This window comes from Arthrobacter sp. TE12232, assembly GCF_054062615.1.
In genome coordinates, this window is the sequence record NZ_JBSSFK010000001.1 from 3661408 (window position 1) to 3675355 (window position 13948).

The 13948-nt window shown below is 69.0% G+C and carries 12 protein-coding genes; 8 read left to right on the forward strand and 4 right to left on the reverse strand.

The annotated features are described in order from the left end of the window. Positions 1–6: 6 nt before the first annotated feature. On the forward strand, positions 7–1092 hold the full coding sequence (locus ACVWZ7_RS16445) for an inositol-3-phosphate synthase (protein WP_116765062.1): 1086 nt from the start codon (positions 7–9) through the stop codon (positions 1090–1092). A gap of 103 nt (positions 1093–1195) precedes the next feature. On the opposite strand, the gene ACVWZ7_RS16450 is transcribed toward ACVWZ7_RS16445, so the two are convergent. Both ACVWZ7_RS16450 and mshA read right to left on the reverse strand, forming a co-directional pair. Continuing rightward, entirely contained in the window at positions 1196–2941 is a 1746-nt protein-coding gene (locus tag ACVWZ7_RS16450) for a formate--tetrahydrofolate ligase (protein WP_456508482.1), read from the reverse strand. Positions 2942–3016: 75 nt separating this feature from the next. Then, positions 3017–4282, reverse strand: a complete 1266-nt coding sequence (mshA, locus tag ACVWZ7_RS16455) for a D-inositol-3-phosphate glycosyltransferase (protein ID WP_116765060.1) — start codon at positions 4280–4282, stop codon at positions 3017–3019. 206 nt (positions 4283–4488) lie between these two features. Here mshA and ACVWZ7_RS16460 point away from each other — a divergent pair, with 206 nt between their 5' ends. Continuing rightward, positions 4489–5016 carry an N-acetyltransferase family protein gene (locus tag ACVWZ7_RS16460; protein ID WP_456508483.1) on the forward strand — a complete coding sequence of 176 codons (528 nt, stop codon included), beginning with the start codon at positions 4489–4491 and terminating at the stop codon, positions 5014–5016. 73 nt (positions 5017–5089) lie between these two features. On the opposite strand, the gene ACVWZ7_RS16465 is transcribed toward ACVWZ7_RS16460, so the two are convergent. Then, positions 5090–6535, reverse strand: a complete 1446-nt coding sequence (locus tag ACVWZ7_RS16465; RefSeq protein ID WP_456508484.1) for a family 4 glycosyl hydrolase — start codon at positions 6533–6535, stop codon at positions 5090–5092. Between the two features lie 241 nt (positions 6536–6776). On the opposite strand from ACVWZ7_RS16465, the gene ACVWZ7_RS16470 reads away from it, so the two are divergent. From ACVWZ7_RS16470 to tsaD, 6 genes are all read left to right on the forward strand, one after another. Beyond that, on the forward strand, positions 6777–7868 hold the full coding sequence (locus ACVWZ7_RS16470) for a carbohydrate kinase family protein (RefSeq protein ID WP_456508485.1): 1092 nt from the start codon (positions 6777–6779) through the stop codon (positions 7866–7868). A gap of 313 nt (positions 7869–8181) precedes the next feature. Next, complete coding sequence (gene alr / locus ACVWZ7_RS16475; RefSeq protein WP_456508486.1) at positions 8182–9402, forward strand: alanine racemase; 1221 nt, start codon at positions 8182–8184, stop codon at positions 9400–9402. Beyond that, on the forward strand, positions 9399–10070 hold the full coding sequence (tsaE, locus tag ACVWZ7_RS16480; RefSeq protein WP_456508487.1) for a tRNA (adenosine(37)-N6)-threonylcarbamoyltransferase complex ATPase subunit type 1 TsaE: 672 nt from the start codon (positions 9399–9401) through the stop codon (positions 10068–10070). Before alr ends, tsaE begins: the two co-directional genes overlap by 4 nt. Further along, positions 10070–10741, forward strand: coding sequence for a tRNA (adenosine(37)-N6)-threonylcarbamoyltransferase complex dimerization subunit type 1 TsaB (tsaB, locus tag ACVWZ7_RS16485; RefSeq protein ID WP_091252081.1), 672 nt, complete (start codon positions 10070–10072; stop codon positions 10739–10741). Before tsaE ends, tsaB begins: the two co-directional genes overlap by 1 nt. Positions 10742–10794: 53 nt before the next feature. Then, entirely contained in the window at positions 10795–11262 is a 468-nt protein-coding gene (gene rimI / locus ACVWZ7_RS16490) for a ribosomal protein S18-alanine N-acetyltransferase (protein WP_116765330.1), read from the forward strand. Further along, positions 11259–12377 (forward strand): tRNA (adenosine(37)-N6)-threonylcarbamoyltransferase complex transferase subunit TsaD, encoded by a 1119-nt coding sequence (tsaD, locus tag ACVWZ7_RS16495; protein ID WP_456508488.1) that lies wholly within the window; start codon positions 11259–11261, stop codon positions 12375–12377. The genes rimI and tsaD overlap by 4 nt, the downstream gene beginning before the upstream one ends. Positions 12378–12474: 97 nt before the next feature. Here tsaD and ACVWZ7_RS16500 read toward each other — a convergent pair whose 3' ends face one another. Further along, a complete protein-coding gene (locus ACVWZ7_RS16500; RefSeq protein ID WP_456508489.1) occupies positions 12475–13626 on the reverse strand; it encodes a glutamate--cysteine ligase in 1152 nt (383 codons plus the stop codon). Positions 13627–13948: the final 322 nt, after the last annotated feature.

Below are 13948 nucleotides of genomic sequence, written 5' to 3' on the forward strand. Positions count from 1 at the left end.
AGTTCCGTGTCTTCACATCCGATTCGTGTTGCAATCGTCGGCGTAGGTAACTGCGCCACTTCGCTGGTTCAGGGCGTCCAGTACTACAAGGACGCCGACCCCAAGGCCACAGTTCCCGGCCTCATGCACGTGCAGTTCGGCCAGTACCACGTAGGCGACGTGGAGTTCGTCGCCGCATTCGACGTCGACGGCAAGAAGGTCGGCCAGGACCTGTCCGCCGCCATCTTGGCCAGCGAAAACAACACCATCAAGATCGCCGACGTCCCGCCGACCGGTGTCACCGTCCAGCGCGGCCCGACCCTGGACGGCCTCGGCAAGTACTACCTCGAAACCATCGAGCAGTCCCCGGAGGAGCCGGTCGACGTCGTCCAGGCCCTCAAGGACGCCAAGGTTGACGTCATGGTCTGCTACCTCCCGGTCGGCTCCCAGCAGGCCGCCGAGTTCTACGCCCAGTGCGCCATCGACGCCGGCGTGGCGTTCGTCAACGCCCTTCCCGTGTTCATTGCCGGCACCAAGGAGTGGGCGGACAAGTTCACTGCCGCCGGCGTGCCGATCGTGGGCGATGACATCAAGAGCCAGATCGGCGCCACCATCACGCACCGCGTCATGGCCAAACTGTTCGAGGACCGCGGCGTCACGCTGGACCGCACGTACCAGCTGAACGTCGGCGGCAACATGGACTTCAAGAACATGCTGGAGCGCGACCGCCTCGAGTCCAAGAAGATCTCCAAGACTCAGGCCGTCACCTCCAATGTCGAGGCTGAGCTCGCAGCCAAGGACGTCCACATCGGCCCGTCGGACTACGTCCAGTGGCTCGATGACCGCAAGTGGGCTTTCGTCCGCCTCGAGGGCCGCAACTTCGGCGACGCCCCGGTGTCCCTGGAATACAAGCTCGAAGTCTGGGACTCGCCCAACTCCGCCGGCGTGATCATCGACGCCATCCGCGCCGCCAAGATCGGCCTGGACCGCGGCATCGGCGGCCCGCTGGTCTCGGCGTCGAGCTACTTCATGAAGTCCCCGCCGGAGCAGTTCAACGATGACCTCGCCCGTGAAAAGGTCGAGGCCTTCATCCGCGGCGACCTGGAGCGCTAACCCCCCCGCACCTCCCCTTCCCCCGTTGCCCTATCACTTATGGCCCTTAAAACCCCGGTTTAGACGCCATAAGTGATAGGGCAACAGGCGTTTGAGGGGCGGGTTAGAAGAGGCCGACGGGGTTGCCGGCGTCGTCGACGTCCATCCGCATCGCTGCCGGGACCTTGGGCAGGCCCGGCATGGTCATCACCGCGCCGGTGAGGGCCACGATGAAGCCGGCACCGGTCTTGGGGATGAGGTCCCGGACGTGGACGGTGAAGCCTTTGGGGGCGCCGAGCCGGGTGGCGTCGTCGGTGAAGGAGTACTGCGTCTTGGCCATGCACACGGGCATCCCGGACCAGCCGTTCTTCTCGATCTCGGCCAGCCGTTTGAGCGCCGGCACCGAGAAGTCAACGCCGTCGGCCCCGTAAACCTCCTGCACGATGGTCCGGATCTTGTCCTCGACGGACATGTCCAGCGGGTACAGGTGCCGGAAGGCGTGCGGGGCGTCCAGCGCGGCCGCCACCATCGCAGCGAGCTCATCCCCGCCGTCGCCGCCTCCGCCACGGCCCCAGACATCGGCCACCGCGGCCTGGACGCCCTCCGCGGCGCACCACTCAATCAGCCAGTCCAGCTCCTCGGCGGTGTCCGTGGCGAATTTGTTGACCGCCACGACCGGCACGATGCCGAACTTCTCGACGTTGCGGATGTGGCGCTGGAGATTGGCGACGCCGGCGGCCAGGGCCTCCACATTGGGTTCCTTGAGCCGGTCTTTCGCCACTCCGCCGTGCATCTTGAGCGCCCGGACGGTCGCCACGAGGACGACGGCGGACGGGGCGACGTCGGCCATCCGCGCCTTGATGTCCATGTACTTCTCGGCACCGAGGTCCGCGCCGAAACCGGCCTCGGTGACCACGATGTCCGCCAGGCTGCGGGCCGTCTGGGTGGCGATCAGGGAGTTGCAGCCGTGGGCGATGTTGGCGAAGGGTCCGCCGTGCACGAGTGCCGGTGTGCCGGCGATGGTCTGCACGAGGTTGGGCTTGATCGCGTCCTTGAGCAGCATCGTCAGGGCGCCCTGGACACCGAGATCGGCCACGGTGACCGGCTGGCGGTCGTAGGTGTACCCGAAAGTGATCCGGCCCAGCCGCTCGCGCAGATCGTTGAGGTCCGTGGCCAGGCAGAACACAGCCATGATCTCCGAGGCCACGGTGATGTCAAAGCCGTCCTGCCGCGGGATGCCCTGGGCCGGCCCGCCGAGGCCGATTACCACTTCGCGCAGGGAGCGGTCGTTCATGTCCAGGACCCGCTTGAATGTCATCCGCCGCGGGTCGATGTTCAGTTCGTTGCCTTGGAAAATGTGGTTGTCCACGAGGGCCATGAGCGCGTTGTTGGCCGAGGTGATGGCGTGGAAGTCACCCGTGAAATGCAGGTTGATCTGGTCCATCGGCAGCACCTGGGAGTAGCCGCCGCCCGTGGCGCCGCCTTTCATGCCAAGGATGGGCCCGAGCGACGGTTCGCGCAGCGCGATCATCACTTGGTGCCCGGCCCGGGCCAGGGAATCGGCGAGCCCGACGGTGGTGGTGGATTTGCCCTCGCCGGCCGGGGTGGGGGACATCGCCGAGACGAGCACGACTTTTCCAGGGGTACGTGCGGGGGGACGCAACTGAGTTCCAGCGGTTCCAGGGGCAGCGCCCGCTGCGACGTTTAGCTTCGAAGGGTCGATCTTGGCCTTATAGGGTCCATAGAGCTCCAGGGCCTCGGGGTTGATTCCGGCAGCCGCCGCGATCTCCCCGATGGGCTTCATGACGGCCCGCTGGGCAATTTCCAGATCGCTGGGTACGTTGTTCCCGGCAGTGGTGGTCTCAGACATCGTTGTCCTTCGGCTCGTGGCGTCGGCGGGTGTCCCGGCCCGGTGTTGCCGGCCCGGGTTCGGCGGGTGTCCGGTTCAGGGTGTGTGGCCCACCGGGATGGTCAGGGTACCAAAATACTGGCTCACTGCGGTGTGGTAGCTCTCCAGCGTAATCGCGGCGGTGCGCTGCCAGCCGAAATCCTGCGCATGGATCGCGGCGGCGCGCCCCATGTCGGTGCGCGTCTGGGGGTCGTCATAGAGAGCTTCAAGGGCATCCGCCCAGTCGCTGGCTTTGTGGCCCTCGACCAGCATCCCCGTGCGCCCGTCCTGCACGGCGCGGGACAGGCCGCCAACTTTCGTGGCAAGCACCGGTGTCCCGCAGGCCTGCGCCTCCAGCGCCACCAGGCCGAAGGATTCGCTGTAGGAAGGCATCACCACGACGTCGGCAGACCGGTACCAGCCGGCCAGCTCCGGTGCGTTGACCGGCGGGTGGTGGGTGGCGACGTCGTCCATTCCGGCGGCGCTGATCAGCGCCTTGAGATTGAAGTCCTTCGCGCCGCTGACGGCCCCCAGGATGGTCAGCTGCAGGTCGATGTCGGGGCGCCGGGACCGCAGGAGGGCGGCCGCCTTGATCAGGACCTGCGGCCCTTTGAGCCGCTGGATTCGTCCCGCGAACAGGAGATGGAACTTGCCCGGGGCCACGCCATGCCCGGCCCTGTCGCGGTTCCGGAACGCCGGCGTGAAGACGGCCAGGTCTACGCCCGGCGGCGCGACGTCGATGCGGTCGATGTCCGCGTTGTAGTGCGAGACCAGCTCCGCGGCTTCGGTGCCGGTATTGGCGATCAGCCGGGCGGCGCCGTCGACAATCTGCTGCTCGCCGTCCTCGCGCCGTCGCGGTTCGGGCTGTTCGCCGGACTCGAGGAGCTGGTTCTTGACCTTGGCCATGGTGTGCATGGTGTGGACGAGGGGGAGCCTCCACAATTCCGCGAGCTCGAGACCGGCCACACCGGAGACCCAGTAGTGGGAATGGACGACGTCGTACCGGCCGTGCGGCTGCAGGTGCCGGATGCGGTCGATCTCGGCGACCATGCTGTGCAGCAGTTCCGGGAGTTCCTCCTTGGGCAGCTTCCGCGGCGGCCCGGCCAGGACGTTGTGGACGCAGACGCCGGGGGAGGGATGTTCGACGGCGGGTTGCCCGGCTGCGGTGGACCGCGTGAAGATCTCCACTTCCACGCCGGTCTCGGCAAGGGCCGCGGCCAGCGCCCGGACGTACACGTTCATGCCACCGGCATCACCCGAGCCGGGCTGCTCCATGGGTGAGGTGTGCAGGGAAAGGAAAGCGACGCGGCGGATCAGCGACACGGTTCCCCTTTCCTCTGCAGATTTCTCTCTGCCAAATGCATGTCGATAAAACATTACTCCTGAAGTGGCGGCGGGTTCACAGCTCGTTTGCGGCCCGGTTTCACAGTTCCTTTCGCAGTCCCGGTCAGCGGACAGTTCCGGGTTCCGTTCACCGTCCGGTTCACTGCCCGGTCCCCAAGTCACGGCCTCCTGCTAACGTGGCGGCTGTGAGCGCAACCACAGAACACGATGCTGCAGGCAGCTGGACAATCCGGCAGGCCCGACCGGAGGACTGGCCGGGCATTTGGGCGATCCTGGAGCCCGTCATCCGGGCGGGGGAGACCTTCACGTGGGACCGGGACACCACCGAGGACGAAGCCCGCGGGCGCTGGTTCAAGCAGGCGCCGGGGCAGACGTTCGTCGCGGTCGCCTCCGACACCAGCGCCATCCTGGGCACCGGCGAACTGCACCCCAACCAGGGCGGCGGCGGCAGCCATGTGGCCAACGCGGGCTACATGGTCCATCCCGGCTCTGCCGGCCGCGGACTGGCCCGGGCCCTCTGCGCCTACTCGCTCGGCGCCGCACGCGACGCCGGCTTCCGGGCCATGCAGTTCAACGCGGTCGTGGAAAGCAATGTCCGGGCCGTCGCCGCCTGGAAGTCCATGGGCTTCGAGGTGCTCGCCACCATTCCCGAGGCCTTCAACCACCCGAAACTGGGCTATTTGGGACTCCACGTGATGTATCGGAAGCTCTAGCCGGGCTGGCCGTAGAAACCGGGCTGAACGGCCGTGCCGGGCTGCCAGCGGGTCTTCACTTACGGCGCGGTCGTCACGGCCCGCGGTGCCACAGGCGGCCCAGCTCCGGGAATGCGGCCTCGTACCCGGAGAGCAGTTTGCCGGCGAGGACCTCCGAATCCACGAGCGGATGGCGGGCGAACGCGGCGAGGGCTGACTCCCGGCGGCCGGTCGTCGCCGCCTCCACCACGAGCCGCTCCACGTCCTTGACCCGCCGCATCAACGCCAGCTGCTCCGGTCCCGGAAGATCCTGCGGAACCGGTACAGCGCCGTCGGGGGTCACCGTGCAGGGAACCTCGACGACGGCGTCCGCCGGCAGCCCCGGCACGGCCGGCACTGCAGACCCGGCCGCGAGGCCGGCTGCGGGGCTGTCCGGGGCCGGCCCAGCGACAGTGTTGACTGCGGTGTCGGCCGGGAGGGTGTTGACCGTGTTGAGGATCAGCTGGGCCTCGCCGCCCCCGGACAAGGCGCGCATGGCCGCCAGGGCCACCCGCTCGTAGCCGCCGCCGGCGAGGTCGGTCTCGTCACGGCGTTCGCCCCCGGTGCGGGCTTCCGCGAGATAGCCCTCTTCGCGTGACCGGCGGGCGGCCTCCCAGAGCGCAAAGGCCCCGGGCCCGGCGGCTGCGAGACGGGGGTAGAGCTCGGCCTGCTGCCGGGCGATTGATTCCCCCCGGGTGAGGGCCGCGCCGCGCATGCCGGCCACTGCGCGTTCGGTGTCGTAGTAGTAGAAGAGGTACTCATTCGGCAGGCAGCCAAGGCTCCCAAGAAGACCGGGCGCGAACAGCCGGCCCTCTTCGAACTCCGCCAGCGCGGCCGGGTTCGCCAGGAGTTCCCGGAGCACATCGCGGCCCCCCGACTCCAGCCGACACAGCCAGCCGAGGTGGTTCAGGCCGTAGTAGCCCACACCGTCGAGCCTGCCCTCGGACAGCGTGACTCCGGCAGCCCGGGCCGCGCGGTACACCAGGCCGCCGGCGGAATCGCAAATCCCGATCACCCTGTGCCCGAGTACCGGGACCAGGGCCTCGGTGACCATGCCGGCGGGATTGGTGAAGTTCAGCAGCCAGGCTTCGGGGCAGCGGTTCCGCATTTCCTCCGCGAGCTTCAGCATGGGCGGAATGGACCGCAGGGCATACGAAATGCCGCCCGCACCGGTGGTTTCCTGGCCCAGGATGCCCAGGTCCAGGGCGATCCGCTCGTCCGCGGTCCGCCCGGCCGTACCGCCGGGCCGGATCGCGGCGAAGACCATGTCGGCGCCGTCGAGGGCTTCGGCGAGCGACGATGCGGTACGGACCTGCGGCCCGGAACCGGGCGGACCCTGCTGTGCAAGGGAGGCCAGGACCGCTTCGATGGCGGCCAGCCGGCCGGCATCGACGTCGTAAAGCACCAGCTCCCGCACCAGCCCCGCGAAAGGGCCGGCAGAGAGCGCCCGGTAGACCAGGGGGACGCGGAACCCGCCCCCGCCGGCGATCGTGAGCCGCATGCGGACAGTCTATTCTCCGCGCTATTCTTCGCACGTCCCGGCGCGGCCGGTGTGGGCCAGTGCCGGCGGGTGTGGCGCGGGCCGAGGGCGCCACTGAGGTGCTGGACATGGCGCCGTCGGGCCGCTGCTGGCGGTCCGGTCATGCCGCCGTCGGGCCGCTGCTGGCGGTCCGGACGTGCCGCCGTCGCGCCGTTGCGGCCGTCGGTTTCGCTCGGCTGCGGTACGGCGTAGTGTGCCGTATATGGACGCGATCCCGACGCGGCGCTTTGACCCGCTGTCTGCCGTCCGCAGCTCGACCGCGGACGGGTTCGACCTGCTCCTGACCGGCACCGTATTCCAGGACATCATCTTCACCGGGCTGCCGCACGCGCCCCAGCCGGGAACGGAAATCTGGAGTGACGGGATGGGCAGCTGCCCCGGCGGTGTCGCGAATCAGGCGATCGCCGCGGCCCGGCTGGGGCTGCGGACCGGGCTGGCCGCCGCGTTCGGCGACGACGGCTACGGCGACTACAACTGGAAGATCCTAGCCGGGCAAGAACATGTGGACCTGTCCCTGTCCCGGCGGGTGCCGGGCTGGCATTCGCCCGTCACGGTATCCCTGAGCGTGGAGAAGGACAGGTCCATGGTGACGCACGGCCACCCGGCGCCCGTCTCCGCCACCGAGCTGATCGGCTGTCCGCCGCCGGCGCTCGCGGCCGTGGCGGAGCTGGGGGAGGAACTCGAGCCCTGGGCCGTCGATGCGCATAAGAACGGCGTCCGGCTGTTCGGCGACGTCGGCTGGGATCCGTCCGGTGTCTGGTCCTCCACCCGGCTGGACAACCTGCAGTACTTCCACGCTTTCATGCCGAACCAGCACGAGGCGATGGCTTTCACTGGCCACGACAACCCGTGGGCGGCCCTCTACGCGCTGGCCGACCGGGTGCCGGTCGCCGTCGTGACCCTTGGACCCCAGGGAGCCATGGCCGTGGACTCCGAGACGGGCGAAGAGGAGTGGGTGCCGTCGCTGCCGGTGTCCGCCTACGATCCCACAGGCGCGGGGGATTGTTTCGGGGCCGCCTTCATCGTCGGCTGCCTGGCCGGCTGGCCGCTCGGGGACCGGCTGCGGTTTGCGAATCTCTGCGCGGCTCTGGCCGTTCAGGAGGTTGGCGGCTCGCTGGCGGCACCCGGCTGGGGGGACATTGCCGACTGGTGGCAGCGGGCCAACGCCCGGAAGGAACGGCAGGCCAGTCAATGGCTGCGCCGCTACCGCTTCCTGGAAGAGATCGTGCGGGATGTTCCGCCCGAGGCGCAGCGGCGGGCGACGGCGACCATTGCACACCTGTCCGACGCGTAGGTGCTGCGGGAGGTGCCGGTGCGGGCGGTTGCCGTCACTGGACATGTCCTCCTCCCGGATCGTGGCGTGGACATATACCCGGTGCGCCCGGTCCTGGGCGCGAAGAATGAGCATGTCCCATGGGCAGTGTCCGGTAGGTTCTCGTTGGCCACCGGACATGTCCCTCGCTGAGGCCCGAGCGTGGACATGGACCCGGTGTGCCCGGTCCTGGGTGCGAAGAATGAGCATGTCCCATGGGACCGGAGTACATGTCCAGCGGTGGGCGTGGCCCCGCGGATTATCCGGCCCGCGGCGGCGCCCCTAGAATCGTTAAGTGACTTACCAAGCAGCAACAGGCGATCTCCTGCCCGAATCGGCGGCAGTGCCGGCCCGCGCGGAGGAACGCTCCGCAGTAATCGACCTCGAGGCCATCCGGCACAACGTCCGCCACCTCGCGGCTGTGGCCTCACCGGCGAAGATCATGGCCGTGGTCAAAGCCGACGCCTACGGGCACGGCGCCGTCCAGGTGGCCCGGGCGGCCCTCGGTGCAGGAGCCAGCTGGCTGGGCACCGCCCACATCTCCGAAGCCCTGGCCCTCCGCGCCGCCGGCATCGAGGCGCCGCTGCTGGCCTGGCTGCACACACCGGACAGCAACTTCGCCGCCGCCGTGGCCGCCGGCATCGACATCGGCTGCTCGGGCTGGGAACTCGACCGGATCGTGGCCGCCGCCCGGGAGCAGGAACGGCCGGCCCGCATCCACCTGAAGGTCGACACCGGGCTCGGCCGCAACGGCGCGACCCTCGACGCCTGGGACAGCCTGGTGGGTGAAGCCATGGAGTACCAGGACCAGGGCCTGCTGCGGGTCGTGGGCATCTTCTCCCACCTCGCCGTCGCCGACGAACCCGAACGGCCCGAAACCGACGAACAACTTGCCGCGTTCCGCCAGATCCTCGCCGTCGCCCAGGACGCCGGCGTGGACCCGGAGGTCCGCCACCTGGCCAACACCCCCGCCACCCTGTCCCGTCCGGACACGCACTTTGACTTGGTCCGCGTGGGGCTGGGCCTGTACGGGCTGTCGCCCTTCGAAGGACAAAGCCCGGCCGAGCTCGGGCTGCGTTCGGCCATGACGGTCCGCACGGTGGTGTCGCACTGCAAGGACGTGCCCGCCGGGCAGGGCGTTTCATACGGATTGAACTACCGCACGGACGGCGTCAGCACCCTCGGGCTCATCCCGCTGGGCTACGCGGACGGCGTCCCGCGCATCGCGACCGGAGGCCCGGTCCGCGTCGAAGGCGTCAACTACCCCGTGGTGGGTCGCATCGCGATGGACCAGATGGTGATCGACCTCGGACCCCGCAACGTCACAGCCGGAGGGCCGAGCATCCTTGGCGCCGAGGCGGTGCTGTTCGGCGACGGCGCCGACGGCGGACCCACGGCCGACGACTGGGCCCGGGCCGCCGGCACCAACAACTACGAGATCGTCACCCGGATCAGCCCGCGGGTGCCGCGCCGCTACATCAACGAAGAGCCCTCGACCGGCGAAGAGCGGCCGTGAGCGGGCCCGCATGGGAACGGAGCGTTGAGGTCCGGACGGCGGCGGAGACGCACGCGCTCGCCGCGGCCCTCGGCGCGGACCTGGAGACCGGCGACCTGCTCATCCTCACCGGCGAACTGGGCGCCGGGAAGACCACCTTCACGCAGGGGCTGGGCGAGGGCCTGGGCGTCCGGCCCGGCATCATTTCCCCGACATTCGTCCTGGTGCGCATCCACCCCAACCTGCCCGAGGGACCCCGGCCGGGCGGTCCGGACCTGGTGCACGTGGACGCCTACCGGCTGGAATCAGCCGCCGAAATCGATGACATCGACCTTGAAAACACCATGGACAGCGCCGTGACCGTGGTCGAATGGGGCCGCGACCGGGTCGAACACCTGAGTGACAGCCGCCTGGAGGTGGAACTCCACCGCACCCGGGGAGGATCACCGGGCGCCCCAGGCGCCCCCGCCCCTGCCGCCGGTGTGCCCTCCGAAGCCGGCGCCGACCGCACGGCCGCTGACCCCGCCGTCGAACCCGGCGTGCTGGATTTCGACACGGACGACGACGACGAGCCCCGGACCGTCGTGATCCGTGGCTTCGGCCCGCGCTGGGCAGAACCCCCGGCGCTGCCGGGCTTCGAAGCGACGCCCGCCGAACCACTGCCCCAGACCCCGGAACGGAACTCCTGATGCTGATTCTCGCCATCGACACCTCGGCCGTCGCGAGCGCCGCGCTGGTCTCCGATGACGCGCCGGAGTCCGTGCTGGCCAGTTTCGCCACCGAAGATACGCGCACGCACGCGGAAGTCCTGGCCCCGGGAATCGACGCCCTCCTGGCCGAGGCCGGCGTCAGCGGCCACGACGTCGACGCAATCGTCACCGGCGTGGGTCCCGGACCGTTCACGGGACTGCGCTCCGGGATCGTCACCGCCCGCACCCTCGCTTTTGTCTGGGACAAGCCGCTGTACGGCGTCATGAGCCTGGACGCGATCGCCTTGGAAGTCGCCGAATCCACCGACTCGGCCGCGGAGTTCATCGTGGCCACCGATGCGCGCCGCAAGGAAGTGTACTGGGCCCGGTACACGCTCTCTGACGCCCAGTTGCCGCACCTTGCCGACGGCCCGCACGTCGGATTCGCCGCGGATCTTCCGGATCTGCCCGTCTACGGCGCCGGAGCGGGAATTTACTCCGACGTCGTCAAGGCTGTCGCCGAATTCAGCACACGGCAGCCCGAGGCCCTCTCGCTGGGCCAGTTCGCGCTCGCGCGGCTCGCGGCGGGGGAGCAGCTCCTGGACTCCACCCCTTTGTACCTCCGCGAGTCCGATGCCCAGGTGCCCGGACCCCGGAAGCGTGCCCTGTGAACGCTGACCACACCACACCGCGCACTCTGCCCGGCGGGGTCACGCTGCGGGAGATGGACGCCGCGGACATCCCCGCCGTCCACGAGCTCGAATGCCGGCTGTTCCCGGTGGACGCATGGCCGCTGCAGATGTTCCGCGACGAGCTCGCGCAGACGGATACCCGCCGCTACCTCGTCGCGGAGTTCCACGGCCGGATCGTGGGATATGCCGGGCTGATGTGCATTGAACCGATCTCGGACGTCCAGACGATTGCCGTCGTGCCTGAACAGGAGGGCAAGGGCATCGGCTCGGCCCTGCTTACCGAGCTGATCGCGGAAAGCCGGGTCCGCGGCGCCCAGGATGTGCTGCTGGAGGTCCGGGCGGACAATCCCCGGGCCCAGCAGCTCTACCGGCGCTTCGGCTTCGAACAGATCCACATCCGTCCCCGCTACTACCGCGACGGCGTCGACGCCCTGATCATGCGGCTCCAGCTGCCCCGCGAACCACTCAGCCCCCAGCCCAAGGAAGCAGGCCGACCATGAACCGCACCCAGCCGCTCGTGCTCGGCATCGAGTCTTCCTGCGACGAAACCGGCGTCGGCATTGTCCGCGGGACCGAACTGCTGACCAACACCGTGTCCTCCTCCATGGAGGAACACGTCCGCTTCGGCGGCGTGATTCCCGAGATCGCCTCCCGCGCCCACCTCGACGCCTTCGTCCCCACCCTCCAGGAGGCGCTTGCGGAGGCGAACGTTCAGCTGGCGGACATTGACGCCATTGCCGTCACCTCCGGACCCGGCCTGGCCGGAGCGCTCATGGTGGGCGTCTGCGCGGCCAAGGCGCTCGCCGTCGCCACCGGAAAACCCCTCTACGCCATCAACCACCTGGTGGCGCACGTCGGTGTCGGGCTCCTCCAGCAGGGCACCGGCACTGCAACGTCGGTGTCGACGCCGCCCGCCGGGTCGCCGCCGGAAACCCTCCCGGACAACATGGGTGCGCTCCTGGTGTCCGGCGGCCACACCGAGATCCTGCGGATCCGGAGCATCACCGACGACGTCGAGCTGCTGGGCTCCACGATCGACGACGCCGCCGGCGAAGCCTACGACAAAGTGGCGCGGCTCCTGGGCCTGGGCTATCCCGGCGGCCCGGCCATCGACAAGCTCGCGCGCACCGGCAACGCCAAAGCCATCCGGTTCCCGCGCGGACTCACCCAGCCGAAGTACATGGGCACCGCCGAGGAACCCGGCCCGCACCGGTACGACTGGTCCTTCAGCGGACTCAAGACCGCCGTCGCCCGCTGCGTGGAGCAGTTCGAGGCCCGCGGCGAGGCGGTTCCCGTCGCGGACATCGCCGCGGCCTTCCAGGAAGCCGTGGTGGATGTGATCACGTCCAAGGCCGTGCTCGCCTGCCGCGAAAACGGCATCACGGAGGTCCTCCTGGGCGGAGGCGTTGCCGCCAACTCGCGGCTGCGCCAGCTCACCGAACAGCGCTGCAGCGCCGCCGGGATCCGGCTGACGGTGCCGCCGCTCTCGCTGTGCACGGACAACGGCGCCATGGTCGCAGCCCTCGGGGCGCAGCTGGTGATGGCCGGAGTGGAGCCGAGTGGGATCGGTTTTGCCCCTGACTCCTCGATGCCGGTCACCACTGTCTCCGCCTGAGGCGGCGTCCGACTGACGTTGGTGCGGCTGGGGCGCCGTTAGCGCCGGCGTCGCCTGCGATTGTCCGCTCCCGTGGACGCCACGCCCCGCGCCGGAGCTAGGCTTCCGGACCCTGCCGCATCTGCTTGACGAGGTCCAGGACGACGGCGCGCAGGTCCCCGCCGTGCTCGGCAGCCACCCGGCGCTGGCGCTGGTAGCCGGCGCCGCGCTGGATGATCTTGTCGACGTCGGCCAGTTCGGCGCTGCAGCCCAGTTTCGCTGCGACGGGTTCGAGCCGCTTGAGCGTCTCGCGGAGGTGCTCTGTGACGAGCTGCTCGTTGCCCTCAGCGTCGAGGATGATGATCGCGTCCAGGCCGTACCGGGCCGCGCGCCATTTGTTTTCCTGGACATGCCACGGCGGCATAGTGGGAATGGTGCCGCCGTTGTCCAGTGTCGTGGAGAATTCGTCGACCAGGCACTGGGTCAAGGCGGCGATGGCCCCGACTTCCTCAAGGGTGGCCAGGCCATCGCAAATGCGCATCTCGATGGTGCCGAAATGCGGGACGGGACGGATGTCCCAGCGGATCTCGGACAGGGTGTCGATCACCCCGGTGGTGAACATGTCCTGGACGTAGGCCTCATAGTCCTCCCAGCGGGCGAACTGGAACGGCAGCCCCGCGGTCGGCAGCTGCTGGAACATGAGGGCGCGTTGCGAGGCGTAGCCGGTGTCTTCGCCGCCCCAAAAGGGGCTGGAGGCGGAAAGGGCCTGGAAATGCGGGAAGTAGTTGACCAGGCCGTCCAGCACCGGAAGGACCTTGTCCCGGCTGTCCAGTCCGACGTGGACGTGGACGCCGTAGATGACCATCTGCCGGCCCCACCATTGCGTCCGGTCGATGAGCTTCGCGTAGCGTTCCTTATCAGTCACGGGCTGCAGCTGGGGCGGGCTGAACGGATGACTCCCGGCGCAGAAGACCTCCACGCCCATGGGGTCGGTGACCTCGCGGACCGCGGCCAACGAACTGTTCAGGTCGGCTTTCGCCTCCGCCACGGTGGTGCAGACTCCGGTGACGAGTTCCACGGTATTCAGCAGCAGCTCCTGCTTGATGTGCGGGTGCTCGTCGTCCTCGTTGAGTTCGGGATGCCGGGCAGCGACTCCGCGGAGCACCTGGTTCGCCACGGAGGCCAGTTCACCGGTCTCGGCGTCGACGAGGGCCAGCTCCCATTCCACGCCAAGAGTCGACTGCCTGGATGAAGCGAACTCGATCTTCATGTGGTCCCTTCACTGTTCTGCTGTCCTGGCCGTCGTCCTGGCGGGAATGCGCTGGCAAACACCCTCGGACGTGCCCCTGCACGCGGCACCGGCGGTGTCGCGTGCCATTTCCCGCCACAGCGCCGGGCGGGCGGCTGGCAGGGCTACGGGTGGTCCAAGTCTAGTGCAGGGGCTGGGCCCGGACGGTGCCAAAGTTACCGCTGATACGTGAGTGTATTCACAAACGGCGCTGGTCAGGGGAGGCTCCGGCGCCGGCGTCGTTGAGGTTCGGACCCGGGCCCGGGCGGGGCTGCGGGGGAGCGGACCGCTCCTGGCGTTTAAT

Excerpts from the sequence above, each read along its gene's own strand:
- ACVWZ7_RS16465 (WP_456508484.1), bottom strand. The coding sequence starts at position 6,535 with ATGCGGCTCACGATCGCCGGCGGGGGCGGGTTCCGCGTCCCCCTGGTC.
- ACVWZ7_RS16500 (WP_456508489.1), bottom strand. The coding sequence starts at position 13,626 with ATGAAGATCGAGTTCGCTTCATCCAGGCAGTCGACTCTTGGCGTGGAA.
- ACVWZ7_RS16450 (WP_456508482.1), bottom strand. The coding sequence starts at position 2,941 with ATGTCTGAGACCACCACTGCCGGGAACAACGTACCCAGCGATCTGGAA.
- rimI (WP_116765330.1), top strand. The coding sequence starts at position 10,795 with ATGGACGCCGCGGACATCCCCGCCGTCCACGAGCTCGAATGCCGGCTG.
- ACVWZ7_RS16470 (WP_456508485.1), top strand. The coding sequence starts at position 6,777 with ATGGACGCGATCCCGACGCGGCGCTTTGACCCGCTGTCTGCCGTCCGC.
- tsaD (WP_456508488.1), top strand. The coding sequence starts at position 11,259 with ATGAACCGCACCCAGCCGCTCGTGCTCGGCATCGAGTCTTCCTGCGAC.
- tsaB (WP_091252081.1), top strand. The coding sequence starts at position 10,070 with ATGCTGATTCTCGCCATCGACACCTCGGCCGTCGCGAGCGCCGCGCTG.